This is a genomic window from Haloquadratum walsbyi J07HQW2, from assembly GCF_000415985.1.
In the GTDB taxonomy this organism is placed as follows: Archaea; Halobacteriota; Halobacteria; order Halobacteriales; family Haloferacaceae; genus Haloquadratum; species Haloquadratum walsbyi_B.
Map to the genome: position 1 here is coordinate 3,533,367 of NZ_KE356561.1, position 26,169 is coordinate 3,559,535.

Here is a 26,169-nt window from a genome sequence, read left to right on the forward strand (position 1 = left end):
CCCCTCGAATTAGATCACTTCGAGATCTGGATGGTCGAACTCAACATCGCACTCTTCACAACGGCAGACAGTGAGTCCATCTCGACCGGTCGTTTGTGTTTCTATCCACCGACAATCTACACCGTGCGACGAACGACTCGACCGCCTCCGTGCGTGCGACGACCCCCACTGCGTCGTAATCCCCGACGAAGTAGACCAACTCCAAAACAAAGACGTCCTCTCCGATCTGCAATGGACGCGGAATCTCATCGTTGACCGGCAAGAAGACGTCTTCAGCTTTCTCGACGAGCGCTTGAATAGTCATTTTGCCGGTCAACGATGAGGACTGCCCCTGCCCCATCGATCATTCTGGTCGTCATCGTTACTATGCTCCCGCTCACCTCTTGTTTGTGGCTTTGGTCGCACAGGTGGTCGAACGACCACTGTGCTTCAGTCTGGCGACACCCGAGTCCGTTTATCAGGAGATCAAAACAAAGCCGATCGGCTGCTGAAGCGTGAGCCACTTCTCGTGCTCGATCACTTCGGTGTCGTAGAACCACTCCTTGGCGTGTCTGTCCGTTTCCTCGAAGCCCTGCCGTTCGAGGAATTCGACGAAGTCAGGCTTGGAGCCGGCGCGACGATGATATCGAAGCTCGTTGAGAAACAAGCATTGAACGCTGAGATAGCGTAACCGCCGACAAGAACGTACTCGTAACCCGCTTGGTGAGCTCCTCAAGCAGTTCGATAAGCGCGTCACTTCGGTCATTGAAGCTCATGGCTGTGCCCGTTCAGTCTCTCGATACGTGACGCCGAGGTCGATGTCCTCGTACATCCGGTCAAGCATCGCCAGTGCCGACTGGAACTGGGCGTAATTCTCACGCGTGTACTCGATTGTCTCAGCTCTCGGGATTACCGGGTACTCTTCGATGTGTTCGATGTCGAGTGACGCGCGTGGCTCGAGGACGATCTGTAGCGGTCCGTCCAGCTCATCCCCCGGGCTGTCGCTCGAATGCAGTGAGGAGGTCGAACGACTCGAAAAACGCCTCCCAGTTGTCGACGTCCTGCTCACGGACGGCTATGAACAGCGGATAGCTACCCGGATCCGCTCAACTTGGTAGCCGCTTTTAGTCCATATGTAGACAGCGTCGATTCGACGCCGGAGAACAAGCTGTCGACCCTCCGGCTCAGCGTCCCGGTGACCGAAACGAGCAACGATGTCTGTAAGGAGCTGTCTGTTGCCGACGACACCGTCACCGGCTTGCCGACGTATGCCCTGACCGCCGTCCAGGGAGCGATCGACGCACACGATCCGGACATCCTGGTCTGTTCGACGAGCGATATCGTCCCGACGCTGTACGAGATGGCGACGGTCGCCAGTGTCGATGACTTCACCCTGAGCCGGTGGTCGGACGTCGATTATCAGCAGCTTGCGAGCCGATCGACGTACTCGAGCTACGGTCGCATCGGGCACTCGCCGGCTCGGTATAACATGCCCGGGCAGGCAATCATCGACAAATCGAGCATGTTCTTCTACGGGGAAACGAATCTTGAGGGCGTCCTCGACCTCGTCCCCCGGTTGAAAAAGCCCGTCCAGGAACTCGCGTGGGTCTCAATCGGGAACGTACTCACCGCTATCCAGGTCTGCGAGGCTCACGACTGCGGCGTCCTCGTGCCGAGGAACTCCTGGCGCCACGAGTTCTACAAGCCGATAGGGACGCTCCACGACGCCGACCGTGGCGGATTCATTTTCGCTCCTGAGGTCGGTCTTCACGAGAACGTCCACGAACTCGATTTTTCGAGCTTGTATCCGAATATCATCTGTACGCGAAACGTCCCGCTGGACGTTATCCGACGTGAGTGCCATCGCGACCGTGATGACGTCCCCGGGCTCGGGGTATGCCATCTGTGACGACCGGGGCTGCCTCGTCGACGTCCTCCAACCGATCATCGACGCTCGCGACGAGATCAAGGCGACCATCCGTCGCGAGAAGGATCGGGACGACCCTAACGAGGACCGACTGGCGGAACTCGAGGGGCGGTCGGGAGCACTGAAGTGGATTCTTGTCCCCTGCTTCGGCTATCAAGGGTTCAGCAACGCGAATTTCGGGCGGATCGAGTGTCACAAAGCAATCAACGCGTTCGCTCGCGAAATCCTGTTGACAGCGAAACAACGGCTGGAGACTAGCGGCTGGCGCGTCGTCCACGGCATCGTCGATTCGATCTGGGTGACGCCGGATCCCAACATCGACGACACCGATCTCCTCGGGAACGAGTGAGACGGTGGACCCGACAGAATAGAAACATGGTGTGGTAGTGGAATAGATGCCACTGACATGAGAAGCTAGAAAGAGGATCTTCGTCGGCTAGTCCGAGATGTACTCACTTTTTTTAAAGAGCCCCTGATCACAGACTCATACCGATACATCGATCATTCAATCTACTTCGTCTGTAGTTGTCAGAAAAACTGGCGATAACTCTCTCCCCACTTATTTTTGAGTCGATTTCTCGCACAATTCGTTTCAGTGCGATTGTAACTGTCGAGATGTCGGTTTGCCCAGACTCTCGTTGCAGTCTCATCATCCAAGTACATTCCAAGGATCTGAATTTCGTCGAATCCAGCCACATGGCTTGCCCAGACTCTTTTATGACCGTCTAAGAGAGTCAATGAATCGCTTTGAGCGCGAGTGTAAGTATGAGTATGGTTGCGATTCGCCCACACAACAGGGGGCTTAGGTGGTTTTCCCCTGGCTATGATATCCTCAATAAATTGTCTATTGTCACTTATTGAAAATGTTCGGGAGTGGTATGGTGATGGATGTATCTGATTAATGTCAACTTCTATCGGTCCTCTTGATCCAACTTTCCGAAGTCTCGGCTGTGGAAACGCATAATAATCCACATCAGATCTTTCAAGTCGGGTCAGTTTGAGTGGTGCGACTCCAGAATAGTATTGAAATTCTGAGTCAAGATCTGGCGTGAACACAACAATTGCTATTGGTGAGTCACTCCTGTACTGTGGATTCTCCTCGGCAACAGTCGCCCTACGGCTGGGCACATCCCACTCTTCAGCCGTCACGGGTGGTGTATTGACTACCACTGCTCTGTCAGTGTCACTGCCATCCCTACCTTTGTGACCTGGAGGTTCCTTGTCAGTCACAATGTCTCCAAACGAGAGATCGTTTTCATGATTTTTCATGAATGTGTCCTGCTCAACAGCGTTGGCGTTAGGCTAAAATCGATGGATGCCTGCAGTAAAGCCCGGGGCGCGAAAGTGTCCTTTATTGGTGTCGTATGTGATATCAATAGAACGTATGTTCAGATAGTCTCAGTCTGCGTAATGACCAATAATCTGATCGACTTGACTCTCTGATTCGAGTACATCAGCGGCTACGTCTTCATCGCCATTGAATTCATACTTGAAGTAGCTCCCACCGCTTGCTCCTTTATTGACTTCCATGTGTTCAAGAAATGTCTTCAACGTTAGTTGATTGAGTCGCTGGTGCAGTGTCCGATCCGAGACACTGTCTCGTTGTCTTCTATCTGTAACAAGGAGAGAATCCCGCCGTTCACGGCGGGCGTGAATCCGACATGAGCGTTCCCTGAACCACGGACGATTACCGACTGGATATTCTACCGAGAGAAATAACTAAGACGAACAACATAGTTTATCTATGGCGATTCAGGTCACTCGCAGTTATGTTGGTCACATCACAAACCAGCAACGGGTACGAAGTGAAGTGATCTGGATGCGCTTGGGGACGCTGCCTCGAAACTCTGGAATGTCGCACGATGGACTGCTGATCGTGTGTGGGACGCAATTAGCGAAATACCCGATGTTGGTCCACTCAAAGCCTACATGAAAACCAAGTATTGCTGGAAGAACCTCAACCTCAACTCACAATCAAGTCAGAAAGTCATCGAAGAACTTTCAGACGCCTTCCAGTCGTGGTTCGACGTGCGACACAAAGACGAGACAGCGAACCCACCCGGTTACCGTAAGGAGTCCGACACACGACCACGCTCAACAGTTACGTTCAAAGAAGACGGGTTCAAACTCGACACCAAACACGATCAGGTTCGCCTCTCAAAAGGTGAGAATCTGACAGACGGATCGGATGGGGAGATTTCGTGCTGTGTGAGTTTGAAACCCGCACCGATGTTGCTCTGAACGAGGTTGATACCGTCCAGAACGTGAACGTCCGCGCTGTCTGGAACGGTGACGAGACGAGTGGACAGTGCATTTCGTCTGTAAAGAGACGGTAGGGACGCCTGAATCGCCCGGTGACGGTGTTGCCGGTGTTGTGTTGATCTTGGCGTGTCGAACATCGCTGCTGTCGCTTTCCCCGACGAGTACGTGCTGTATCCCGGCAACACGATCAAGCAGGACAACCACTACTTCCAGCACCGAGAGTACAATACTGAAGGTGAGAACGGGCCGTCACAACAGGCACAACGCTTGCGACGGAAACGGAGACGTCGTGAGACGCACTTCTACCACACGCTCACCAAGACGATCATCGGGGAGTGCGTGGATCGTAGTGTTGGGACACTCGTCGTTGGCTGGCCCGAAGATGTGCGGTCGAATGACCTTGGGAAGACAGCGAACAAATGGCTACATACGTGGGCCTACGACCGGCTGTATCAGTATCTCAACTACAAGGGCGAAGAACACGGTATTGAGGTGCTGAAAGAGAACGAGTGGAACACCTCACAGACCTGTTGCTGTTGTGAGTGTGGTGACACAGCCGATAGCAACCGTGTTGACCGTGGGCTGTACGTGTGTGACTCCTGCGGACTGGTAGCCAACGCCGACTGTAATGGGGCAGAGAATATCAGACACAAGATAACTCCGAATCCTGCTGTGGATAGGAGTCCCGGCTGTCTGGCACAGCCCTCGGTCTCCCTGTTCGCCAAATCACCGGGTGAGAGAGTCCCACAAGAACAGGGAGTACCGTAGACCAGCAAATATCCCAACGCTGCGGTACGGGAAGCCTCGTCGTAAACGACGAGGAGGATGTCACGGGAAGTTGATGTATCTGACAATGTGGACGGTAGGTTCGGTTGATTATTGTTAATAGTCGACTCGCCTCGACTTGGTGCGAGCCCACCGGATGAGCGATGATACTACTCGTTGTCAGCTAACGGATACGGATTGAGTACATGTATGATAATAACATCTATCAAAGACGTGGTTACGAATCTCGGATAGTCACTATATTACTGATTTCGAATCGTGCTCCGCCAGTTGTCGCCTCGGTTACTTGAATCGTCCAGTCGTGCGCAGAGACAACCGCCTCAACAATTGAGAGCCCAAGTCCAATCCCATCATCACCTGTCGAGAAACCCGCTTCAAATACATCTTCGTGTCTCGAATCGGGGATGCCTGATCCATTGTCTTCGATGTAGAAGCCGTCTTTCCCAGGCAGTGTCCCAACGCGAACCACCACGTCCTCACCACCGTGTTCGACCGCGTTCCGAAACAGGTTCTCGAAGAGTTGTCGAACGCGGTCAGAGTCTGCTTGAAAAAGCAGATCCACCTCAATGAGGAGTTCGGCGTTGCCCGTTTCAACCGACTGCCAGCATACCTCGGCAATCGATGACAGATGAACTCGCTCGGTTTCATCGACATCCTGTCCCTGTCGAGTCATAGCGAGCACATCGGTAATGAGGTCTTCCATCCGGTCAATTGCATCCTCAGCTATCTCGATATGTTCGTTATCGGTTTCGTTACGAGCTATCGAGAGTCGTCCTTGGGCGATGTTAAGCGGATTCCGGAGATCGTGTGAAACGACGCTCGCAAACTGTTCCAATCGATTCACGCGGTTCATCAGCCGACTGTGTTGGAGCTCGTTTTCGAGCATACGGGCGATAAGTTCTGCAAATAGTGTCTCGTCGTCTGTAAACGGGTGATCACGAGGAGCCTCGGCGATGAAACAGACTGTCCCATAGATTTCTTCATTAACTCTAATTGGTGTTCCATGGTAACAGTGTATTTCATGCGTTTCGAAGGCGGGATCGGCTTCTAATCCTTGATTCGGCACGTCATGTAGTGCAATCGAGTCACCGCGTTCGACTGTTCGCCGGCAGTACGTGGTTGAAAGATCAACCCGAAGACCTGCTGGAAACTCGCCATCTGGTGGGTCGGTACTGCTGATAGCTTTCCAGTACTCAGCTTGTTGATCAATTTTTGTCAAATGAGCGTTGTCAGTGTTTAGGTACTCCTCGCCCAGATCAAGTGCACGCTTAGCCTTCGCATCGAACGAGAGATCTGTTGCCATCACCTCATAGAGTTCTCGACGCGCTTGGACCGCACTTACTGTACCCGTGTTCATGTTTGCTCATCATAAGCATGACATAAAAAATAACATGATAACTCCTACATTGGACACATATCTGAAACAAAAGAGGAGTTATTACCAGAGTATATGCATCAGTGACCAGGCTACACAGTAGTATGTATGTTATACGAAATCGGGAATCTGTATATGGCAATTAAATAACAGAGATAGGAGTCGGTGGTCTAGTTTACATGAATCATATACCATTCAGATAATGTGCAGACTCCTGTTCTGTTGTTCCCGTCCTGATTTGTGTGACGATGAATACCGCTGGATACACCGTACACATCCGAATACACGCTCGTCGCCACGTCGATTGTTCAATTCAATTTGCAATAGGTGGGCTCAGGCGGTAGTACAATTGAATACATACTTGTCCGACGGTTGATTTTGCTCCTAAATGGAACTGATGTCGACGTGAATTCGCACAGTCTTTATATTGTCTCTATCACGCTCAATGATGGTGTATACACGTCGAAAAATAGGACATATATGATGTCTAATCTGATGACTCTTTGTCGGAGATGCCATAGCTCAATACGCCCTCACACGCTCATTTCCTCTCGTCATCTAATCCAATGAAATCAGATGGTGGGTCCTCGTCCTCGAAATATGATCGGAGAGCGAGTTTTGTCCCGAGATACGATGCCCCAATCAGCAAAGCAAATACGATTGGTGTCCAAAAGAGAAGAAATGCTATTAGAGACATAGTCGAATATTATATCTACTTAATATATGTCCATCGCTCGTTATCTGAACCGGTTGTAATATACAGGCGACATGACCACAGATACACGAGGCAGACACGATTTGGAGTTTCTCAGTCGGGACCCGCAGGACGATATTTCATCAGATGAGATCTCTCCGAGCCAATACTGAAATGAGAATGTGGGGTGATTATTAGATTACCGTCGCAACTGACATCGGGTACATGTAAGCGAGTGTATAACACAAATATATACTCGATGTCAGTTGAGTTGGTTCTCAGGCATAATCCAGATTTATTATCTGGTGATAGTGGTGAGTGGGATTATTCTTAGAGATTTTGTCTGTACCCCCCGGTGCAGTGACGGAGCGGGACGAGTCCGCTCCACCACAACTCATGCTACCGGGAGTAGCGATGCGGGTAGCTCCGACCAACAGATCGTCCTCGTCCTCGTCCTCGTCCTCTCACATCTCGTGAACCGACTCCTCCAGCGCAAAGGCGGGAACCTTCCCGTCGTGGACCGACCAACGCTTACGAAGATCGTCTAGTTCGCTCACCAGACCCGGTAGAACGAGTCCTGACCTACGCTCTCGACACGCAATCTCACCATCCTCTGTGAACACATTGAGACTCTCAGTCAATAAGACCGGTTTCGCGACCGTGCTGAATACACAGTGGGTGTCGGTCGCACCGTCTGATACACAACTGAGAACGAATATACACGTCCGCGACTTGTCCTATCCGAGATCGACGGTCACTCCCCGGCAGGACTAATAGTAAGACCGTTGTCGAAGATGGCTTCAGGGTCATACTCGCGCTTGACCGTCCGGAGGAAGTCGAGGGCGTCGCCGTAGGCCTGTTCGGCCCAGTTCTCCCACTCTTGTTCCTCTACGCCGGCGTACCCGGCGTAGGCACCCTCGCCACCGCGGTCCCGGAGGGCACGTTCGGTCTCCCTGGCCCACTCGATGTGGGCGAGGTTATCGTGGGACTCCCAAGCCGCCTCGACGACGATCATGTGAGACTTCCCCGCCCAGGGGAACGGCGAGGATCCGTCACCGACGACGGCGCCACCCATTGGCCAGATTCCGACGCCGTCCATCGGTCCTGGGGCAGCCGCCGTTCGGTCGAGGACGAACTCGTGGAGGTCGTCGGTCAGGTCGTCGACAAACGCTGACCGGTGAACGTACTTCCGACCCCAGGGGTGGAGTATCGTCCCCATCTCGTGAAGCATCTCGTAGGGGACGGGGCCGCTGTTGTCGACCAGCGGTTCAGTCACCGACCGGAGAGGAGCGAACGTCTCCATGCCGGCTTCGGGGTCGCCTACATAACAGCCGATGAGGACCATCGCCTCCTCGCCGTGGTGCTCTGGGGGGATCCCGGGGATCGCCGGCACGTCGGCATAATTGCAGAGAGTCGTCGCCTCCGGCGGGGCGGAGTCGACGAATTCGCGGAAAGCCTCGAACACCTCGGCGGCGGTCGATCGGGGGTAGAATACGCTCAACCCGCCGACCATCGGTCCGACCTCGAAGCAATCGAACTCGAAGTTGGTGACGATACCGAAGTTGCTGCCGCCGCCGGTCTGGATGGCCCGGAACAGGTCGACGTTTTCCTCCGGAGAGGCTCGCAGACGGTTGCCCGCCGCAGTCACCACTTCGACGCTCCGGAGGGTGTCGACAGCCAAGCCGTGCTTCCGGCGAATCCAGCCGATGCCGCCTCCCAGGGTGGTCCCCGCGATGCCAGGACCCCCCGCGCTGCCGGTCGGGAACGCCAGCCCATGCTCTTGGGTAGCCGCGAGCGCGTCGGCGGTGCTATTGCCCGGACCGACGTTCGCTATCTTCCGGTCGGCATCAACGTCGACGTGATCGATGTTCCGAAGATCGATGACGACCCCATTCTCCGCGATTGCGCTCCCGGTTTGGTTGTGCGCGCCTGCCCGAACCGAGAGCGGAAGCTCGTGGTCACGGGCGAACTGCACTACTGTCGCCACGTCCTCGCTGTCTCCAACCTGTACGACCAGTGCTGGGTACCGGTTGACCAGTCCGTTCCATGTGTCGCGTGCGCTGTTGTACGTCTCGTCGTCCGGTCCAACCAGTTCTCCGGTGAGCCCCCGTGCGAGCTCGCCGACCGTCTCCTCGCCCAGTGCGCCGATGATTCCGAGTGGATGCACGTTCGAAAACACGACAAATTGTCACTACTTCTTTTCTGTTATAAATATTAGCGTCGCTGCCACGGTCGTCTCAAGTTAGGAAAGAGGCGGTTGATGTTCGAATGCTCTATGTTCGAATTCAACCGCCTCAGTGAGCTTTCAGATAGTCGATGTCTTCGACTTGGAGGTGCTCAATTCAGTAGTCGCAACCGCGCGGGCAGCACCACAGGCAGTCCCATCGTTCGCCGGGCTGCCCTTGGGTGTGAGAACGCGAAACATGAATCTCAATCAAGTGTGTTCTGTTTACCCACATGACCTCGAGGCTGTTTGCCGGTCTGCCGTACATCGACCTGATGGACGTCGTCTCCTCGCGACCACCTAGTCAGTACACAACCAGCACCCGGATATCGTTGCGATCGAGATGGTTACGCGACTATCCGGCTTTCGACGAGACGAGGAACCGATGAACTCCGCAACCCGAGGGCAGTTCCGTGCGCTCGAGCAGCCATACATCCAAGACATCGAGATCGAACTCGACACGCTTGACGCTCAGGTCAACAGTGGCTCCCGCGTCGTCGACTGGAGCACGTTGAGGAAAGTCGCCCGGTTCACCCATCAGACCCGCCAGAACGGCTCTGAGATGTTGCTCCGTCATGAGTCGATGAGGCTGGAATGCGCCTCCGCCCCTCGGCGGGGAGTCCGTCCGTCAAATCAATGATGATCCCATCGTGTTTGAACTTTGCGTCGAAGGCGGGTTCCACGTCGGCAAAGTCGATAGTGACTGAATCGGTTTCGAGCGGCTGATAGAGGTCGTAGTAGTCACAGGCGGTCCCGCGCTGATAGATCGCCCGGAGTTTTTCGGCGAAGATCTCCTCGACGCTGTACGCTTAGAGGTCGAACTCGGGCACGTCTTCGTGCGCGTGAGTGTGCTGAACGGGCTCGAAGGCGACGTGCTCATCGACCATCACGTCGATGCTGGTCGTGTTGGGATGGTTGGTTGAGGACGGTCTGGTACTGAATGCTGATGTCGACGTAGTGGGTTGGGTAGTGGTCCTGTTGAGATTCGTGGTGCTCTCGAATCTCGAATTCGATGCCAGAGCGGTCGGAAATCGTCTCGAGGACCGTTCGGAATTCTTGTTTTGACCCATAGTACTCTCCTTCGACACCAAAATCGACGTCCTCCGAGAATCGCCACGACTGCGGGACATACAGCTTGGACAGCGCGGTCCCACCTTTGAACAGGAGGTTGTCGCCGTAGTCGCTCGTGAAGATTCCCCAGAGGAGCCACGAATTGACGTAGTTCTTTTCGGCGTACCCTTGCCGAACGCCCAGTTCGCGAGCGAGAATCCGGGGTCGATCCTGACTGAGCATCGCGATCAGGACTCCGTCGGCTCCAGCATGGCTGGCTCGACGTTGATCCGGAGGCGATACGTGCTGTCGGTCGATCCAGTGACGGGCCGTGTCGGGTCCAGCGGGGAATAGCCACTCGTGAACGACGCGACGAGTTCGTCGGTAGCGTGGAGGTCGATGCCGAGCTGGTCGGTGAGGTAGACGATCCGCTTGGTCGCAGCGCCGTTCGTCGACGGTGCGCATCGCGGTTGCGACCTCCCGAAGGCCACCACAGAACCCGTGGTGGTTCGCACAGTCGACTAGCGTCTTCTCCAGATCGCTGACCTGCACGGTCGTGCCTTCGATGGATGTCGGCTCAAAGCCGAAGAATTTCCGCTCGGTGAGTGTCGTGACGCGGTACGGAACGCCGTGGATCTCTCGGTTTTGCGCTCGAGTCGACGTGACGACGTACACCGTCCGGGGGACCTGTTCGGTCAGCCCGTGGTGACTGAGGGCGCTGTAGTAGCCGATGTACATCGGCTCGGCGACGTGGGACACTCTCACGCGTCGTCGACCGTGTCGCCATCGCCGACGTTCACCTCATCCAGAGATGCCCCACCCTCCTCGATGTCGTAGTGCTCGTGGACGACGGGCCGCAGCACCTGCAGAATCATCTCCGCGGCCAGCGGCGAGATGTCGAGATCTTCCGCCATCAGCCGGTGGGTGACCTCGCCGCGCTCGCGGGCAACTGTGTACGTGAGCGCCGTTGCGAGACCGGCGACGCCGTGGCGCTCGATGTAGGTGCCGATGTCGTCGTCCGTCTCCCGGCGGCTGACGGCGTCGATGAGCGCCGGCGTGATCGTGTACTCGCGGTCACCAGCGGCTGTGGTTACGGTTATGTCAATCTCCCGGGTGGCGTACCGACGTGGCTGCCCGCCGTCGGTGACGTCGACGACGCCGGCGTCGACGAGCCGGTTGACGTAGCTGTAGGCGGTCCCCTGGGCAAGTTCGAGGTCGTCCATCACGTCCTGGACTGTCGCCTCCCCCTCCCGAGCGAGGTACGCATACAGCTGGTCAGCTGTGGCACCTCGAGGAGGTCCGCGACTGAGAGGAAGTCGCGGACGATGTCGCCGTCAGTGCGATTTGAAGTGCGTGACACTGACCGTTCTTGATTGCAATCTACAGCGAATCAGTAAAGAGTGCTTGGGTCACTCCGCCGGCGCAACGAGATGCTCCTCGATGTCGCGCGTCCAGTACGTCGCGAGCCGGCTCCGGCTCCGTCTGAATCGCACAGTCGACGCAGATCGGGTGAGTGACCCGTTCGTCTTGTCCCCAAGTGTGGGCCTCACCAGTCTCGGTACCGGGAGGACCGTCGCCTCATGAAGCACGCGTTGGTGCTCTACTCGGATGTCGAAGCTGCTCGCGAGCAGATGATGGATGTGGCTGACCGCGCCATGCGATAATGCCGCCTTACGGCGGGTTTGATGCGCTATTCAACTGGTCGACGTTGTTGTCCTCGTACGCTGCCCGCCACATTGCGTGGACGGCACGTGTCACGAGTGAGACCTCAGTCACGTCGATACACGACGGTTCGGCGTCCGTCGTTGCGACCGCAGGCGGGGGATGGAAATGACTCTCGGGCGAGTGTGTGTTCGGGTGACGATCGAAGCGCCAATTGACATCGTCGCTATCGACGTAATGGAACGAATACATCCCCAGTTCGCTCCACTGGATATCGAGCCGAGCGCTCTCGGCATCGGCGAGCCCATCGCTGAGACTGATCTGCAGTTCCGTGGGAGCGACGACATCGTCGTACGCTGTGGCGTCAACGAGTGGTTCGAGGTTGAGCCAGAGGTCACGAATCCGCTGGAGTGCCGGAAGATAGATCGGTCCGAACTTGCCGGTGCGGTCGTCGCTCATACGGCGAGCTGATGGCTGGCCTCGTCGTACGCGAGTGCTGCTTGCGCAACGGCGAGATTCTGTCGCGTCGTGCGCCACGCGGTGAGGTCATCCCAGCCCTTCGTCTCGCCGGCTTCAAGCTGCTGGGCGAGTTCTTCCGGGGACACCACATCGTACCGGTCCTCGTAGCGCCGGATCTCGGCCTTCATCTCTTTGATACTGTCCAGTAACTCCGGTCGAGTGACTTCCTCGCGCAGCTCGCGGATCCGGGACATCAACACCCGATCACTGTTGCGCTTGTACAGCGTCGTCTGGTCGTCCTGTTCCGTCTCGGCGAAGCCCGTGTTCACGAACGATTTGCAGTGGCGACGCGCTGTCGGCTCGCTTACGAGGGCGCGCTCGCCGATCTCGGCTGCCGACTGCCCGTTGTGGGTCTGTTCAACGACTTCGTACACCCGCTCGAACGGCGTCGTGTCGTCTTTCCAGTCTGTCTTGACCTGCTCGTTGACGTCGTCCCACATCTCGGTCATACTGGGTGCTACGCGGGCTAGGAACAAGTAGTTTCCTGAGAAAACTATCTCTTTTTGACTGTGTTCGTGCAGGAGCGTTCTCAGGCTACCTGCTCTTTTAGTGTTTAGTGTCTCGTAATGCGCCCGGACAGTCGTCGGCGTGACGTTCCCGGACTCGGCGACAGCACACTGCGTCACCCACCGCCCCTTTTCTTGACCGGCCGTGTAGAGACAGACCGCGGCGAAGCCGGTCGTCACCCCCGCCTCCTCGGCTGCTTCGGCAAGTACTCGCGCCCGGCGTTGGATCCGCTCCGGGCAGTCGAGGTCGGATGCCAGCCGCGGAATGTAGATCGTCGGCCTCACGGGTTTGGCTGGGAGTCCCAGCTCCTCGTTGAGTGTCTTGTACGCGTTCGTGACCGGCGATTCCCCGACCGTCGCCTCCGCGGCCTTTCCCCTTGTCCTGGAGGTAGCGCTCGAAAGACTCGGTGAGAGAGGTCAGTGGCGTCCGTTCCGTCGATGAATTTCGGTCCATAGTCTTGTGGAGTAGGGAACGTAGTCAGTCACAGAGACAGACGCCGCCTTGCCGGATCTGGCTTACTGCGAACTGATGGACGGCGCTGGCGAGGTCAGTCATTGCTTCTGCTTGGTCTTGAGTTGGACGCCCACCGCCGTAATAACTCTCTGTCCGGTTCTCGCTGTAGAGGTCCTTCATCGCCTCTGCAGTCTCTCGCTCAAACAGCCCGATCTGGTGGGCACGGTCGTAGCTGAACTGGTGGTCCTGAAAGTCCTGAAGCGTATCGTTCGTCATCGCGAGCGCGTACGCCTCGATCGACCGTTCGATAGCGCCAAAGCAAACCTCGATGACGGCCGTATAGTACCCGTCCTGTGCTTGGAGGGTATCAACGACCTCGAGGAGACGACACGCTTTCGTCAGCTGTGTCTTCCAGTCTTCATCGGCACTGATTCCGTCCTCGAACGCTGTCCGACCGCGTCCCACCATCTCGAAGGCATCCTGTGCGCGGTCGAGTGCTGCGAGCACAGCGGTCGGATCCGAGCCGTTACTCATCGGTGGCCCCTTCCTCCAAAAGGAGGTTTTCGACGGTTTCGAAGTCACTCGTCTTGTAGACCGGAATGCCTGACACGACGATCTCCCGGATGTCTTCGGTGTACGCCGGGATCGCCTGAACGGCCTCGACGTCAATATCGTAGGCGTATCGGTCACCATCGAACTCCGTGTCTTCGAGGTCACGGGCAATGGCGTTCGCTTCTCGTTGGCTTTCGGCTCGCCCAGACCGGGTTAGTACCCAGAGATCGATATCGCTCCGTCGGTCAGCCTCGCCCCGAGCCACACTCCCATAGAGGATGATGCCGACGACGTCGTCGATGTTCTCACGGAGCTCCGTGACCGCAGCTTTGACCGGTTGGTGATACTCTGATTGGGGGATGCGGAGGATTGGATCGTTCGGGATGGACAGACGCTGCCTGTTGATCTGGACGAGTCGCTGGTTGCTTTCGGGAGATTCGACGACCAAGTCGTTCGCGCTGAGAACGTTCACTGCCCGTCGGACGGACTGATGTGAGTGACCGATCTGTGTCGCGAGTTCTCGCAGTGAGAAGTCACTGAATCGGTGGTTTGTTAAAAAGAGAAGGACATCGCTCGTCGCCTTATGTTTGAATAAATCTGGGTCTGAAGGAGGTATTGAAAGAGAAATAGCGACTCCAGACGAATTCTCGGTATCCGCCTCACGGTTCATATGCCGTATCACGGACCACTACTATAAAAATATTATACGTGATCGGGAGTTGCCCTAAATATCTACTCTAACAGCAACGGACGTGCGGAGAACGAGGTCCGTCAACGCCGGGTCACTACGTTCCGTCAGAGGCGTCTGATCGATCACGAGGGCTGTCCACGCCGGCGAGGTCGGCTCGGCCGAAGAGACCCAAGAGATCTCGGACCCCGTTATTGGCGACGCTACCCTGGGGGAAGCGCCGTTGTGAGGGGGTTGCAGCATTCGTGCTTCACCGACGGCGGCGGGGCACTTCAAAGTGGTCGTGATTACGGGCATAATCAAGACCACTCGTTGGATTCGGCTCAACGGGTGAATTCGGGCATTTAGAGTCTATTAGCGCCAGAATTCTACACTTAGAGAATTTGTATATCGTATGCCGCTATACAAAATCCCAGACATACAAGATCCCAACTTCGCAGTTTGGATTTCTACAAATCAAACGTCAGGTGATAAGTCTGATCTCAGGGCAAACAGAGGCAATACTGATGTCTCTCACTGCTTATGGGTATGCTGGCGGTCGCCTGATACTCCCTTTCAGCACGAAAGTTCGACCGGATGTACGAGGACCTCGACCTCGGCGTCACGTATCGAGAGACTGAACGGGCACAGCCATGAGCTTCAACTACCGAAGTGACGCGCTCATCGAACTGCTCGATGAGCTCACCCAAGAGGGCCACGAGTACGTTCTTGTCGGCGGTTACGCTGTCTCAGCGTTCAATGCTCGCTTCTCCACGGACCTCGATATCGTCGTCGCGCCGGACTCCAAAGCTGACTTCGTCGAATTTCTCGAACGGCGGGAATTCGAGGAAACGGACAGCCATGCCAAGGAGTGGTTCTACGACACTGAGGTGATCGAGTACGAAAAGCGTCTTACGCCGCAACAGCCGATCGGCTTCGATCTCCTGGTAAACGGACTCGGATGTCGCCAGACTGAGGCACAGTGGTCGTTCGACTACCTGTACGACCACAGCCACCAACAGGAGGTGAGCGGGGGCACAGTGACGACGACGGCCAGAGTCATCGATGGGGCAGTCCTCGTCGCGGCAAAGCTCCATAGCGGCCGTGAAACTGACCTTCGTGACGTCCTGGCAGTGGCAGAAGAAATCGACCTCGACGCTGTCACGCCCCACCTACGGCGAGGGGACGACGATGCGCTCCGGGAGCAACTCGAGCGTGGACTGGAAATCTTAGAGAGCGACGAACTCAAGCACGGATTTCGGAGCGACTTCGGGGCCTCCGCTGTTTCAGAAGAAACGGTCGACGCTCTTCAAGAGTATCTGAGAGAGCAGGTGAATAGATTGGATTGAGAGTTAGTGGTGGCCGTAAACTACTCTGCAAACACTTGATTGTCGAATTGTCGGATGATTAATCCACTAAGTCCATCATCGGGCGAAGTTCCGATTGAATATCCGCCATCTGATCCAAGCTCCAAGTAAACTGCTCTTCAACGCCAGCGTCAGTAAACCGAAGTGACGCTCGTACATCCCGACTCTGGTCGTGTTGTAGAAGTGCGAGAGCATACGCAAGCATCTGGGGTCGATAGTGCTCTGCGAGCTCAGTCGATGTCGTCGATGAAAGGTCGTTTGTCTTGTAGTCAATAATGTGGTAGGCCTCTGGCGTAACGAGCAACCGGTCGATATCACCGACAATCCGAGACCCATCAATTCGGAGGCAGAGCAGAAAGCCTCGAATACGGCACGGTGATCAATATTGCGTCCCACGACGGAGTAGACGATCCTGGAAGATACGCACTCATCACCATCGATGCCTCGAACGAGTCCATCGAGTACGAGTTCTACGACACTCGCCATCTGCTAGGGAGTCGACTGACTGATCTCGTTCAGGTCGGGAGAAAGCGAGTTGAACAGTTCAGTGAGTTAGGGATCACTAGCCCAGATGAGATTACCGAAGAACGGCGTTCCGAACTCGAAGCCCTCCCCGGAGCCTCGTCATGGCACGTGGACCGGTGGATTGCTCACCGACAGGCGTTCGAAAACGATGAGGTCGTGATTCTAAACAAGTCCGCCTTCGACGACCTTCACGATACGGAGCCTCTCCTCTTGGACATAGAGACGGACCTTCAGCAGGATCGGATCTGGCTGGTCGGCACCTACAGTTACCAGAACGATGCGTACCGACAATTCTTCGATCCGGACGACGAGTCAGCACTCCTTCAGGAGCTGTCTGAGTACCTTGATAATCATGGCTCTGAGCCAATCATCTACTACGGAGGGAACTACTTCGACGAACAGTGTCTCAGTCGAAGATTCGAGGAACACGGCATCCCTGAAGGGATCGATCATCTGGAGCGAGCACACGACCTCGGGATAACCGCACAACAGGAACTCTTCGGCCCCTTCAATCGGCATAAATTGGACGTCGTAGCGAGCGCGCTCGGCTTTGAATATCAAGACCCGACCGTGGATGGATTTCTCGTCGGGAGCAAGTACACACGATATCTCCTCGACGGCGAAGAGCCAGACTGGGATCAACTCAAACAGTACAATAACGACGATGTGACCGCACTGAAAACAATCGTCGATCACATCAGATCGTAGGCTCGTATACGGATTTGCGAGGAAGTTTTCGTGAACTTGTACTGGAGGCGGAGAACATTCTTAACCAACAATTGGGCCGGGAGTACCCGAATCGTTGGTTAATCCGACGATACTGTCCGCCTCCCACTCTGGAAACGTTCTCGGAAACGGTCGGACAATAGCAGAAATCAGTTGCCTGAGTCCGGTTCTACATACCTCTCAGCCTTTCCCTGAAACACGGAAGCGCCACGCCGCGGCTTATCGGGAACGTAGACAACTAATCGGGTATGGGAGAACACTCAACATCGAACCGATTGGGGGTAGACCAGCCGACACGGGGCGCAGACCGCAATCGGTCCCTTGCTGACCAGGCCGATCCGGCTACGGACGAGATGCTGCTGCCACAGCTCGACGACGGCATCACGCTGCTCGACGTCGAGGGAGGCCGCGGCGTCCCGATCCTGCAGTCGCTCGTGCTCGACCATCTCCTCCTGCACGACGGGCCCGCCTTCTGGGTCGACGCAAACGGACACGCAACGACGACGACACTCGCCCAGATCGCGCCCATTGACATCCTCCCATCCCTGAAGGAATGGGATTCCTCCGGTGGAGATATTGGCTATGCCGTACCCACGGAGGCAAGTTTCCCCTTACGGGTACTCCGGTTTGTGCGCTCCTCGTTGGGACTGGCCCTCTCGGGAGAGCGTGATAACTCCGACCAGATATGGTCGTCCCACTTGAGGCGCACGGGCCGTGCCATCGACCCGACGTCCAGATTTATGCCAGCCTGTCGTTCGAGGAATGTCCGTGACGCACCGAGGTCGGCGTGCCCCTCGTAGCCACACGAACAGCGGAACACGTCACCAGTTCGCTCCGTCTTTTCGCGTTCACCGCAAACCGGACATTCCGCCGTCGTATACGCCTCCGACCGCACTCTCACCGTGATACCGTATTCTTCGGCGGTTGTGGCAAGCCGGTCGGTGAACGACCGATACGCCCAGAATTGGTGGGTTTTCTCGTTGACTTCCGCGCTCCAGTGTTCCGATAGCACGTCCGTGAGGTTGCCCACGTACACCGTATCGACACCTTCGGCGTATAGTCGCTCGATCAAATCCCGCACGAGAGCGTCTTGGGCGTGGTCGCGGCGGCGCGTTCGCTTACGGTACAGGGATCGAATCCGCTGACTGCTGTTTCGGCCCTCTCGGAGTTTCGATTGGAGCCTCGCGATTTCTTCGGTGGTTTCACGAAAGCGGGCAAACAGGTCGCGTCCCTCGTAGAGATACTGCTGGCCGGTGGTGGTGGTACAGGCGACGAGATTGTTCGCGCCCACGTCCAGAGCGGCTTCTTCTGAAGCCAGTGGTGAATCCTGTCGAGAATCCGGGACAGTGACAGGCTGAATGGCCCTGAACATGTCGTCGATCTCGTCGAAGTACAGTTCCAATCGGCCCTGTTCGCCGTCCCACTTGGGAGCGCCGCAGACTTCGAGCCACAGGCGGTCGTAGTAGCCAAGGCCGTACTCGTCTTTCAGGTCTTGGCCGACGGGGATTTCGAGGCGACTCCGTTCACCGGTTTCGAGGGTGTAGGAGTCGTTGCGGATGTACGTCCGCAACTCTCTACCGGCTTCCTCGTTGCCCCAGTAGCCGGGCGGGGCGGCGTCCTCACCATCTTCGCGGGCGGCGAAGAACGACCGCCACGCCTCGCTGTTCTTACGGATGACTTGTTGGGCGGTAGCGGACCCGAGAACACCGACGTATTGTTTGCGGTAGTCGGCAGTATCCCACACGGAGTCGCCGTCGAAGAAGTTCTGGCGGCGCTCGTAGTTGAGTTCGTTCCACAGGCTGGCGGAGGCGTCCAATAATTCGCGAAGCAGCTGCTCGTCCTCGGTGGAGAGCGGTCGGACCGCGAACGTGTTGGTTCGCCTCACGACAATAGACATTTGTACTTTAATGTCTAAATGTCTTTTGGACATAGACGATGCGACCGAACATCGACATCTCGCACACGCTGAACGGGCGGGTGAAAGACTACGCCGAACAGGAGGACAAGGACCTCGAAGAAGCCTATCAAGAGATTATCGAAGCCGGTCTTGAGGCGGTGGAACATCCAGGCGAGCCGTAGCGCCTGGATTGTCGGGCCGTGTTGTCGCTCAGACCCAGTCTGAAAAGATGGGGCCACTCGCTACGTATCATTCGAACCAAGCTCATTCTGGAAGCCTTCTCGGAAACATTCGGACGACCGCCAAAATCCAGCGCCTAAGTCCGATTTACCGCATTATCCGGTCATTTCCTGGAAATGAGGAAGTGACACGCCGTGGCTTATCGGGTACGTGGCCATCTATTCGAGTATGCCCGACTGTTCCACATCGACGCCAAAACGATTGGAGGTAGACCAGCCAACACGGAGTGCTGACCGCAATCAGTCCCTAGTTAATCGCGCTGATCCAGACACCGACGGGATGCTGCTTCCCTCACTTAACAACGGTATCACGCTGCTCGACGTCGACGGCGATCGGGGTGTTCCGCTCCTTCAGTCCTTGGTACTCGATCATCTCCTCTTACACGACGGGCCCGCTTTTTGGGTTGACGCAAACGGGCACGCGACGACGACCACGCTTGCTCAGATTTCTCCTAGTCAACGGTTGCTCAACCGAATCCACGTGGCACGCGGATTTACCGCCTACCAGCACTACGGTGCCGTCTGTGATCTCCCGACGGCAGTGAACAAGTCGATCCGGACGTCCACCATCGGCGCCGGGGCGGCCGGTCGAGGGGGACCAAGTCGTGACGAGGACACGTCGCCCCACACACCCGCCCTCATCGTCGCGCCGGCGGTCGACACCCAGTACCGCGCCGACGATACCCTTGGAGAGATCCACGCGAAAACCCTTCAGGCCCGAACTCTCGCCCGGTTGTCGACCTGCGCCGATGGGTACGACATCCCAGTGCTCGTTACGCGAAACGAACGAAACGAATTCACCGAGTCAGTCGCGACGGTCGCCGACCACCACCTGGAGTGCGAGCAGACGCGGATGGGCCCACGGGTTGTCGGCGAGGACTTCGAGACGCTCGTCTATCCCGTCGACGACGGCGCGTACTACCAGACGACATTCGCATACTGGCAGCAGCTGCTCGCGGCACGCGCCACGCAGGTCGGCGTGGAACCGACGACGCCGGCGCCGTCGACGCCGACTCCCGAAGGCGTCGGAACGGGCGTCACGGCTGAGGGTGAGACGGTGTCGGCTACCGCAGATCCCCTGCTCGATGCGTGGACCGCGACCGGAACAGGAGGTCGATAGCGATGGGACGCACGAATCCGACGTACCGAGATGCACTGCGGGCCATCGAAGAGCGCTGGGCGGAGTTCCGGCGGGCACTGCGGCGTCGCGACCAACCGCGCTTCGACCGGCTGTTCGAGTACGCCCGCGAGCACGCTGACGCGAGCGGACTGTTGAACCACCAGAATCCGCTCCTGCCGGCGCTGCTCAGCATCGATCTCGAACAGGAGGGTCGGCTCGACGACCACGAGGAACGCCTCGAGGAGCTCGAAGCCGCGGTCGCAGCACGCGATGACCAAGAGGCCGCTCCACCGGACGCGAACCCGTAACGATGCCGTTCACTATCGACTTCCTCGATGACGGCCGCGTCCTGGAGTGGAAGGCAACTGCCGACGGCGCCGTCGCGACCGAGCGCGATGATATGTAGGGAGCGGAGCCAACATCTTCAGGGGTGGTCTGAGCGCCAATATGGCCTTGTCTATTCACTGACTACGACTCGTCTGGACGTTCCACCGCTTCCAACCCCGCTTCGATCACCTCTCGATACGCCTCACTCAGACTGTCCACATCGGCAGCCTCCTTGTAGTCCTTCACGCGTCCAGCCAGCGTGTGGCTGATGTCGATGTTTGGTCTCATCGTCCAAAAGACCTTTAGTCATAAGCGGACAAGAAACTGTTGTCGTGAGGCGAACCAACACCTTCGCGGTCAGACCGCTTACTGACGGCGACGAGCGGCTACTCCACGAATTGTTGGACGCCTCCGCCAGTCTCTGGAACGAACTCAACTACGAACGTCGCCAACAGTTCTTTGATGGCAAGTCAGTGTGGGACACCGCCGACTACCGGAAACAGTACGTCGGTGTCCTCGGCTCTGCCACCGCTCAACAAGTAATCCGCAAGAATAAGTCGGCGTGGAAGTCGTTCTTCGCTGCCCGTGAAGACAGCGGGGATGCCGCTCCGCCCGGTTACTGGGGTAGCGAAGACGCCGGACGTGAGCTGCGTACGTGTATCCGGAACGACCAGTACACGCTTGAGTTCGGCGAGCGGAGTCGAGTCGAGATCCCCGTAGGGCAAGACTTGAAAGAGAAGTACGGACTTGGATACTACGAGCGACTCCGTCTAGAACTTGTTGGGAGCCCGAAGTGGGACGGCGAGAAAGGGCAGTTGGAAATACAGTACGACGAAGTGAGCGACACGTTCAGAGCCTTTCAGCCCGTCACAGTACCAGATTCGCAACGGGATTCACCACTAGCCGACGAATCGGCTGCTTTGGACGTGGGCGCAAACAACTTCGTCGCCTGTACGACGACGACCGGGAAACGGTTCCTCTACGAGGGTCGCGAGTTGTTCGCTGACTTCCGTGAGACGACCGAAGAGATTGCCCGTCTAAAATCTAAACTCCGCGAGGGTCGGTACAGCAGTCAGCGAATTCGTCGACTGTACCGGAAGCGAACGCGTCGCCGTGACCACGCGCAGGAAGCACTCTGTCGTGATCTGATCGAACGGCTGTATGATGAGGGCGTAGCAACGGTGTACGTGGGCGACCTCACTGATGTGCTCTCGACACACTGGCACCCAGAAGTCAACGAGAAGACCCACCAGTTCTGGGCACATCGCTCGTTTGTCGACCGCCTCAAAGACACTGCCGAGGAGTACGGAATCTTTGTCGAAGAGCGGTCAGAGGCGTTCACGACGGTAACTTGTGTCGAGTGTGGCGAGCAGGTGGAGACAGAGCGGTATGGCGACGTGTTTCGGTGTTCGTGTGGACACGAGAGCCACGCTGATCTCGACGCCTCACGGACGTTTCTTGAACGGGAGACTGGCACTGAATTCGAGACAGGGTCGATGGCACGGCCCGTGCGCCTCACGTGGGACGACCACACTTGGTCGGAGTCACCACGCTCTCCCGAGAGGGCCAGTCCCAACGAGGAGCGCACAGACCGGAGTACCGGCGACGGGAAACTTGCCTCCGTGGGGACGGCATAGCCCACAGCCTCACCGGAGGAATCCCACGGTTCAGCCGTGGGAGGATGTCAATACACCCCACGCTTCTACGTCTTCCCTCATGCCCCAGAGGCCGACCTCGACCTTACGATCCTCCAGTCGGTGTACGACCAGCATCCGTCGTCACCACGACCGAGATGGTTGCGAGAAAGAACATCGTTCTCTGAAATCCGGAAGTGACACGCCATCGATTATCCGGAACCCCACTATTGGTTCTACAGGAATGCCGTTTACAATCGACTTCCTGGACGACGGCCGCGTCCTAGAGTGGGAGGCGACCACCGACGGTGCCGTCGTAACAGAACGAGACAAGTACACCCCGCGTTTCTACGTCGCCCCTCGCGACCCTGACTCCGATCTCGATCTCACGACGCTCCAGTCGGTGTACGACCAGCACCCGGACGTCGTCGCGACCGAAATAGTTGCGCGACGCCCCGGCTTTCGACGAGACGAGGAGGCCGTTCTCGCAGTCGACGTTGCCCACATCGATCGCGTCACTCCACTCGCCCGGCAGGCGCGCCAGCTGTCGGCCTATCCAGTCGGGGATCTCGCCTGCTTCAACGTCGACTTCTCGCGAGAGTTCCGGTACTGTCTGGAGACCGGTGTCGATCCGACGCCGGCGAGCGAGCTGTCGACCCTCCGGCTCAGCGTTCCGGTGACCGAAGCGAGCACCGACACCTATGGGGAGCTGTCCGTTGCCGGCGACACCGTCACCGGCTCGCCGACGGATATCCTGACCGCCGTCCAGGGGGCGCTCGAGGCACACGATCCAGATGTCTTGATCTGCTCGACGAGCGAGATCGTCCCGACCCTCCACGAGATGGCGACGGACGCCGGCGTCGACGACTTCTCGCTGAGTCGGTGGCCGGACGTCGACTACCAGCAGCTTGCGAGCCGGTCGACGTACTCGAGCTACGGGCGCGTCGGTCACTCGCCGGCGCGGTACAACGTGCCCGGCCGGGCGATCATCGACGAGTCGAACACGTTCTTCTACGGGGAGACGAACCTCGACGGCGTCCTCGACCTCGTGTCGCGCTCGAAAAAGCCCGTCCAGGAGCTCGCGTGGGCGTCGATCGGGAACGTGCTCACCGCGATCCAAATCTGCGAGGCCAACGACCGCGGCGTTCTCGTGCCGTGGAACTCCTGGCGTCACGAGTTCTACAAGTCGATGGGGACGCTCCACGACGCCGACCGCGGCGGCTTCATTTTCGCGCCCGAGGTCGGCCTCCACGAGAACGTCCACGAACTCGACTTCTCCTCGTTGTATCCGAACATCATCTGTACCCGGAACGTTTCGCCGGACGTCATCCGGTGTGACTGCCACAGCGACCGCGACGACGTCCCCGGCCTCGGGTACTCGATCTGTGACGACCGGGGCTACCTCGTCGACGTGCTGCAGCCGATCATCGACGCTCGCGACGAGATCAAGGCGGCCATCCGTCGCGAGAAGGAACGGGACGACCCCGACGAGGACCGACTGGCAGAACTCGAGGGTCGGTCGGGAGCGCTGAAGTGGATCCTCGTCGCCTGCTTCGGCTATCAAGGGTTCAGCAACGCGAAGTTCGGTCGTATCGAGTGTCACGAGGCGATCAACGCGTTCGCTCGCGAGATTCTGCTGACGGCGAAACAGCGGCTGGAAGCCGGCGGCTGGCGCGTCGTCCACGGGATCGTCGACTCCATCTGGGTGAACCCGGACCCCGACGTCGACGACGAGGACCGCGAGGACCTCGAGACGCTCGCGACGGAGATCACGGAACACGTCGAGATTCGGCTGGAACACGAAGCCCACTACGATTGGGTGGCGTTCGTGCCGCAGCGGGAGAGCGACGCCGGCGCACTGACGAAGTACTTCGGGAAGGTCGCCGGCGACGACGATTTCAAGATCAGAGGCATCGAAGCCCGGCAGCGCTCGACACCGCCGTTCATCGAGGCCGTCCAGCGGGACTGTCTCGACCGGCTTGATTCAACACGATCGCCGGACGCCGTACTCGAGTGTCTTCGAGGAGGCGATCGGTGAACTGCAGGCGGGCAGTAGCCGGTTGCGGACTCGTTGAACGCAATCGCGTCTCCAAACCACTCGAAGGCTACACACAGAACACGCAGAATGTGGCGGCGCTGAAGCGGGCCTGTGACCAAGACCTCGCTGTCCACCCCGGACAAGATATCGAGTACGTGGTCGTTGACGACGAGAAAAACTCACGAGAACGGGTCGCGTTGGCTCACGAAGCGATCGAGTCGTATGATGCGTCGTATTATGAGACACAACTCATCCGAGCTGTCGAAAGTGTGCTGGCACCGCTTGGGTGGGATCGGTCGGAGATTCGACAAGCACTCGCGGAGACACGAGAGCCAGAACTGACGGCCTTCGCAGGCGGTGAAGAAGATTAACCAACAAGGGTGGCGGCTGCCGTAGTTTTGTTGGTTAATCACGGTTGCCCTGTTGGCGAACCCCCACACCCCGTGTGCGATATGAAATCGGGAGAAAGGTGGGAGGGGGTGATCCGAGTGAGGGTCCGTGGAACGTCCGCTAACGACGGTTTCATGGAGTAGACAGGCCAGTAACGGAAATATCGAGATAGACTCTTAACTAGGGAAACCTTTACCTACTCACCCTGTCAACCATAGCCGCAACGGGCGTAAGGTCGGTCAAAACAAAATAGTTTGTTTTGTGACACGTCTGATCTTATCCGTGACAACGGCCTATCGTGGATTGGGCGTTTTCGTTGGTACCACGGCTTCTCGTGGACGTTTTCACTCAGACAGGACGGCTTTCGTTGCTTCGCCCTTACCTACCGATTGGCCAAATTCATATCGCACACGGGGTGTGGGGGTACCTTCTCAACGTTATCGACGCTCGATTGGGCTCGATGAGAGGAACCGCGGGTCCGTCTGGGCCGTGAGTACGACTTCTCAGTCCTCTCACTCACCGAGACAGTTCGACGAGTTCACTTCGCTTGTCGCATCTCGAATAGCCGCTCAATGAGGAATCGGCATTTCATATCGCACACGGGGGGTGACTCCGCCTAAATGACTTTGCCCGCGGTAATCCGTCTCTGTCTTCCGTCCATACACAGACAGCCGCTACCGGCTAAATACGGCTGATTTAACCTCGCACGCGGCACCCCATATTTATTTATAGTTTCGACCGCACTCCGAAAATATGGCTGACGGCGACGATCAACAGTCCCTCTCACAATCCATCAAAGGACGACTCCAGGAGGGGGTTCAGAACTCTGTTTTTCAAGACAAAGGGCTGCTGGACCCGGATGCCGTCATCGACGAGGATCGAATCGTCGGTCGCGACGAGCAGTTGGACGATATCATCACCTACCTTCGACCGGCACTCCAGGGCAATCGGCCTCCCAATATGCTGCTCTACGGGCCGTCAGGGACTGGGAAGTCGCTCATCGTCAACGCCGTCTGTCAGCAGGTCCTTGAGCTGGCCAACGCGCAAGGTGACCGATTCGACGTCATTCAGATCAACTGCCAGACGATCAAGTCACACGACCGCGCTGTCTATCGCCTCGCGAAGAACGCAGCCGACGAGGCCGGCGTCGACGTTGGCATCCCGCAGAGCGGCATTTCGACCGACCAGAAGCTCAATCGGTTCTACGAGATTCTGAGCAACAACTTCGACTCGGTTATCATCATTCTCG

At 57.2% G+C, this 26,169-nt stretch carries 20 protein-coding genes and 12 pseudogenes; 14 read left to right on the forward strand and 18 right to left on the reverse strand.

All coding sequences use genetic code 11. The annotated features are described in order from the left end of the window. Window positions 1-70 precede the first annotated feature (70 nt). Window positions 71-322 (forward strand): hypothetical protein, encoded by a 252-nt coding sequence (locus tag J07HQW2_RS19365; RefSeq protein WP_303704280.1) that lies wholly within the window; start codon window positions 71-73, stop codon window positions 320-322. Between the two features lie 10 nt (window positions 323-332). On the opposite strand, the pseudogene J07HQW2_RS20165 reads toward J07HQW2_RS19365, so the two are convergent. Beyond that, a pseudogene (locus J07HQW2_RS20165) lies at window positions 333-755 on the reverse strand (hypothetical protein); the annotation flags it as partial. Continuing rightward, a pseudogene (locus J07HQW2_RS16380) lies at window positions 752-1,132 on the reverse strand (RNA polymerase subunit sigma-70); the annotation flags it as partial. The pseudogenes J07HQW2_RS20165 and J07HQW2_RS16380, both read right to left, overlap by 4 nt. Here J07HQW2_RS16380 and J07HQW2_RS16385 point away from each other — a divergent pair. Further along, window positions 1,127-2,237 (forward strand): annotated as a pseudogene (locus tag J07HQW2_RS16385) (type B DNA-directed DNA polymerase); the annotation flags it as partial. The pseudogenes J07HQW2_RS16380 and J07HQW2_RS16385 overlap by 6 nt on opposite strands. A 197-nt stretch (window positions 2,238-2,434) precedes the next feature. Here the strand turns inward: J07HQW2_RS16385 and J07HQW2_RS16390 are convergent. Together J07HQW2_RS16390 and J07HQW2_RS19370 are read right to left on the reverse strand one after the other, a co-directional pair. Then, window positions 2,435-3,136: a hypothetical protein gene (locus tag J07HQW2_RS16390; protein WP_303704281.1), complete on the reverse strand. Its 702-nt coding sequence runs from the start codon at window positions 3,134-3,136 to the stop codon at window positions 2,435-2,437. Between the two features lie 168 nt (window positions 3,137-3,304). Then, on the reverse strand, window positions 3,305-3,436 hold the full coding sequence (locus tag J07HQW2_RS19370; RefSeq protein WP_021056810.1) for a hypothetical protein: 132 nt from the start codon (window positions 3,434-3,436) through the stop codon (window positions 3,305-3,307). 214 nt (window positions 3,437-3,650) lie between these two features. Between J07HQW2_RS19370 and J07HQW2_RS16395 the strand changes: the two are divergent. Further along, a pseudogene (locus J07HQW2_RS16395) lies at window positions 3,651-4,936 on the forward strand (RNA-guided endonuclease InsQ/TnpB family protein). A 235-nt stretch (window positions 4,937-5,171) separates the two neighbouring features. Here J07HQW2_RS16395 and J07HQW2_RS16400 read toward each other — a convergent pair. Continuing rightward, entirely contained in the window at window positions 5,172-6,311 is a 1,140-nt protein-coding gene (locus J07HQW2_RS16400; RefSeq protein WP_021056814.1) for a GAF domain-containing sensor histidine kinase, read from the reverse strand. A 559-nt stretch (window positions 6,312-6,870) separates the two neighbouring features. Then, a complete protein-coding gene (locus J07HQW2_RS19375) occupies window positions 6,871-7,026 on the reverse strand; it encodes a hypothetical protein (protein WP_021056815.1) in 156 nt (51 codons plus the stop codon). 311 nt (window positions 7,027-7,337) lie between these two features. Here J07HQW2_RS19375 and J07HQW2_RS19380 point away from each other — a divergent pair, with 311 nt between their 5' ends. Beyond that, window positions 7,338-7,571 carry a hypothetical protein gene (locus J07HQW2_RS19380; RefSeq protein WP_021056816.1) on the forward strand — a complete coding sequence of 78 codons (234 nt, stop codon included), beginning with the start codon at window positions 7,338-7,340 and terminating at the stop codon, window positions 7,569-7,571. Window positions 7,572-7,777: 206 nt separating this feature from the next. Here J07HQW2_RS19380 and J07HQW2_RS16405 read toward each other — a convergent pair whose 3' ends face one another. Further along, entirely contained in the window at window positions 7,778-9,202 is a 1,425-nt protein-coding gene (locus tag J07HQW2_RS16405) for an FAD-binding oxidoreductase (RefSeq protein WP_048075362.1), read from the reverse strand. 430 nt (window positions 9,203-9,632) lie between these two features. On the opposite strand from J07HQW2_RS16405, the gene J07HQW2_RS19385 reads away from it, so the two are divergent. Then, window positions 9,633-9,887 carry a hypothetical protein gene (locus J07HQW2_RS19385; RefSeq protein WP_303704282.1) on the forward strand — a complete coding sequence of 85 codons (255 nt, stop codon included), beginning with the start codon at window positions 9,633-9,635 and terminating at the stop codon, window positions 9,885-9,887. Here the strand turns inward: J07HQW2_RS19385 and J07HQW2_RS20170 are convergent. The 9 genes and pseudogenes from J07HQW2_RS20170 to J07HQW2_RS16445 all read right to left on the reverse strand — a co-directional run. Beyond that, a pseudogene (locus tag J07HQW2_RS20170) lies at window positions 9,841-10,540 on the reverse strand (nucleotidyl transferase AbiEii/AbiGii toxin family protein); the annotation flags it as partial. The gene J07HQW2_RS19385 and the pseudogene J07HQW2_RS20170 sit on opposite strands and share 47 nt — an antisense overlap. A gap of 5 nt (window positions 10,541-10,545) precedes the next feature. Beyond that, a pseudogene (locus J07HQW2_RS19685) lies at window positions 10,546-11,053 on the reverse strand (type IV toxin-antitoxin system AbiEi family antitoxin); the annotation flags it as partial. Between the two features lie 5 nt (window positions 11,054-11,058). Then, window positions 11,059-11,657, reverse strand: a pseudogene (locus tag J07HQW2_RS16425) (helix-turn-helix domain-containing protein). A 20-nt stretch (window positions 11,658-11,677) separates the two neighbouring features. Beyond that, window positions 11,678-11,872: pseudogene (locus tag J07HQW2_RS20175) on the reverse strand (hypothetical protein); the annotation flags it as partial. A gap of 96 nt (window positions 11,873-11,968) precedes the next feature. Next, the gene (locus J07HQW2_RS16430; RefSeq protein WP_021056821.1) at window positions 11,969-12,418 is read right to left on the reverse strand and encodes a toxin-antitoxin system TumE family protein; all 450 of its coding nucleotides are present in this window, start codon (window positions 12,416-12,418) and stop codon (window positions 11,969-11,971) included. Next, complete coding sequence (locus J07HQW2_RS16435) at window positions 12,415-12,927, reverse strand: winged helix-turn-helix domain-containing protein (RefSeq protein WP_048075756.1); 513 nt, start codon at window positions 12,925-12,927, stop codon at window positions 12,415-12,417. Before J07HQW2_RS16435 ends, J07HQW2_RS16430 begins: the two co-directional genes overlap by 4 nt. A gap of 90 nt (window positions 12,928-13,017) precedes the next feature. Further along, window positions 13,018-13,344: pseudogene (locus tag J07HQW2_RS19400) on the reverse strand (transcription initiation factor IIB family protein); the annotation flags it as partial. A gap of 118 nt (window positions 13,345-13,462) precedes the next feature. Next, window positions 13,463-13,972 (reverse strand): DUF8154 family protein, encoded by a 510-nt coding sequence (locus J07HQW2_RS16440; protein ID WP_021056823.1) that lies wholly within the window; start codon window positions 13,970-13,972, stop codon window positions 13,463-13,465. Then, window positions 13,965-14,660, reverse strand: coding sequence for a nucleotidyltransferase domain-containing protein (locus J07HQW2_RS16445; RefSeq protein ID WP_021056824.1), 696 nt, complete (start codon window positions 14,658-14,660; stop codon window positions 13,965-13,967). Before J07HQW2_RS16445 ends, J07HQW2_RS16440 begins: the two co-directional genes overlap by 8 nt. A 650-nt stretch (window positions 14,661-15,310) precedes the next feature. On the opposite strand from J07HQW2_RS16445, the gene J07HQW2_RS16450 reads away from it, so the two are divergent. Continuing rightward, window positions 15,311-16,006 carry a DUF1814 domain-containing protein gene (locus J07HQW2_RS16450; RefSeq protein WP_021056825.1) on the forward strand — a complete coding sequence of 232 codons (696 nt, stop codon included), beginning with the start codon at window positions 15,311-15,313 and terminating at the stop codon, window positions 16,004-16,006. 58 nt (window positions 16,007-16,064) lie between these two features. Here J07HQW2_RS16450 and J07HQW2_RS16455 read toward each other — a convergent pair. Next, a pseudogene (locus J07HQW2_RS16455) lies at window positions 16,065-16,367 on the reverse strand (PD-(D/E)XK nuclease family protein); the annotation flags it as partial. 32 nt (window positions 16,368-16,399) lie between these two features. On the opposite strand from J07HQW2_RS16455, the gene J07HQW2_RS19405 reads away from it, so the two are divergent. Both J07HQW2_RS19405 and J07HQW2_RS19410 read left to right on the forward strand, forming a co-directional pair. Continuing rightward, entirely contained in the window at window positions 16,400-17,257 is an 858-nt protein-coding gene (locus J07HQW2_RS19405) for a ribonuclease H-like domain-containing protein (RefSeq protein WP_021056827.1), read from the forward strand. A gap of 266 nt (window positions 17,258-17,523) precedes the next feature. After that, a pseudogene (locus J07HQW2_RS19410) lies at window positions 17,524-17,802 on the forward strand (hypothetical protein); the annotation flags it as partial. A gap of 53 nt (window positions 17,803-17,855) precedes the next feature. Here J07HQW2_RS19410 and J07HQW2_RS16470 read toward each other — a convergent pair. Continuing rightward, a complete protein-coding gene (locus J07HQW2_RS16470) occupies window positions 17,856-19,172 on the reverse strand; it encodes an RNA-guided endonuclease InsQ/TnpB family protein (RefSeq protein WP_021056828.1) in 1,317 nt (438 codons plus the stop codon). A 38-nt stretch (window positions 19,173-19,210) separates the two neighbouring features. On the opposite strand from J07HQW2_RS16470, the gene J07HQW2_RS19415 reads away from it, so the two are divergent. The 6 genes and pseudogenes from J07HQW2_RS19415 to J07HQW2_RS16495 form a co-directional block, all read left to right on the forward strand. Continuing rightward, entirely contained in the window at window positions 19,211-19,354 is a 144-nt protein-coding gene (locus J07HQW2_RS19415; RefSeq protein WP_021056829.1) for a hypothetical protein, read from the forward strand. Between the two features lie 337 nt (window positions 19,355-19,691). Beyond that, a complete protein-coding gene (locus J07HQW2_RS16475) occupies window positions 19,692-20,531 on the forward strand; it encodes a hypothetical protein (protein ID WP_048075761.1) in 840 nt (279 codons plus the stop codon). A gap of 2 nt (window positions 20,532-20,533) precedes the next feature. After that, the gene (locus J07HQW2_RS16480; RefSeq protein WP_021056831.1) at window positions 20,534-20,839 is read left to right on the forward strand and encodes a DUF8156 family protein; all 306 of its coding nucleotides are present in this window, start codon (window positions 20,534-20,536) and stop codon (window positions 20,837-20,839) included. 351 nt (window positions 20,840-21,190) lie between these two features. After that, window positions 21,191-22,495, forward strand: coding sequence for an RNA-guided endonuclease InsQ/TnpB family protein (locus J07HQW2_RS16485; protein WP_021056833.1), 1,305 nt, complete (start codon window positions 21,191-21,193; stop codon window positions 22,493-22,495). 241 nt (window positions 22,496-22,736) lie between these two features. After that, window positions 22,737-24,901: pseudogene (locus J07HQW2_RS16490) on the forward strand (type B DNA-directed DNA polymerase). Between the two features lie 772 nt (window positions 24,902-25,673). After that, a partial coding sequence (locus tag J07HQW2_RS16495; protein ID WP_048075762.1) for a Cdc6/Cdc18 family protein occupies window positions 25,674-26,169 on the forward strand: 496 nt, incomplete at its 3' end.

Excerpts from the sequence above, each read along its gene's own strand:
- J07HQW2_RS19385 (WP_303704282.1), top strand. The coding sequence starts at position 9,633 with ATGAACTCCGCAACCCGAGGGCAGTTCCGTGCGCTCGAGCAGCCATAC.
- J07HQW2_RS16475 (WP_048075761.1), top strand. The coding sequence starts at position 19,692 with ATGCTGCTTCCCTCACTTAACAACGGTATCACGCTGCTCGACGTCGAC.
- J07HQW2_RS16480 (WP_021056831.1), top strand. The coding sequence starts at position 20,534 with ATGGGACGCACGAATCCGACGTACCGAGATGCACTGCGGGCCATCGAA.
- J07HQW2_RS16430 (WP_021056821.1), bottom strand. The coding sequence starts at position 12,418 with ATGAGCGACGACCGCACCGGCAAGTTCGGACCGATCTATCTTCCGGCA.
- J07HQW2_RS16435 (WP_048075756.1), bottom strand. The coding sequence starts at position 12,927 with ATGACCGAGATGTGGGACGACGTCAACGAGCAGGTCAAGACAGACTGG.
- J07HQW2_RS19415 (WP_021056829.1), top strand. The coding sequence starts at position 19,211 with ATGCGACCGAACATCGACATCTCGCACACGCTGAACGGGCGGGTGAAA.
- J07HQW2_RS19375 (WP_021056815.1), bottom strand. The coding sequence starts at position 7,026 with ATGTCTCTAATAGCATTTCTTCTCTTTTGGACACCAATCGTATTTGCT.
- J07HQW2_RS16445 (WP_021056824.1), bottom strand. The coding sequence starts at position 14,660 with ATGAACCGTGAGGCGGATACCGAGAATTCGTCTGGAGTCGCTATTTCT.
- J07HQW2_RS16400 (WP_021056814.1), bottom strand. The coding sequence starts at position 6,311 with ATGAACACGGGTACAGTAAGTGCGGTCCAAGCGCGTCGAGAACTCTAT.
- J07HQW2_RS19370 (WP_021056810.1), bottom strand. The coding sequence starts at position 3,436 with ATGGAAGTCAATAAAGGAGCAAGCGGTGGGAGCTACTTCAAGTATGAA.
- J07HQW2_RS16440 (WP_021056823.1), bottom strand. The coding sequence starts at position 13,972 with ATGAGTAACGGCTCGGATCCGACCGCTGTGCTCGCAGCACTCGACCGC.
- J07HQW2_RS16450 (WP_021056825.1), top strand. The coding sequence starts at position 15,311 with ATGAGCTTCAACTACCGAAGTGACGCGCTCATCGAACTGCTCGATGAG.
- J07HQW2_RS16470 (WP_021056828.1), bottom strand. The coding sequence starts at position 19,172 with ATGTCTATTGTCGTGAGGCGAACCAACACGTTCGCGGTCCGACCGCTC.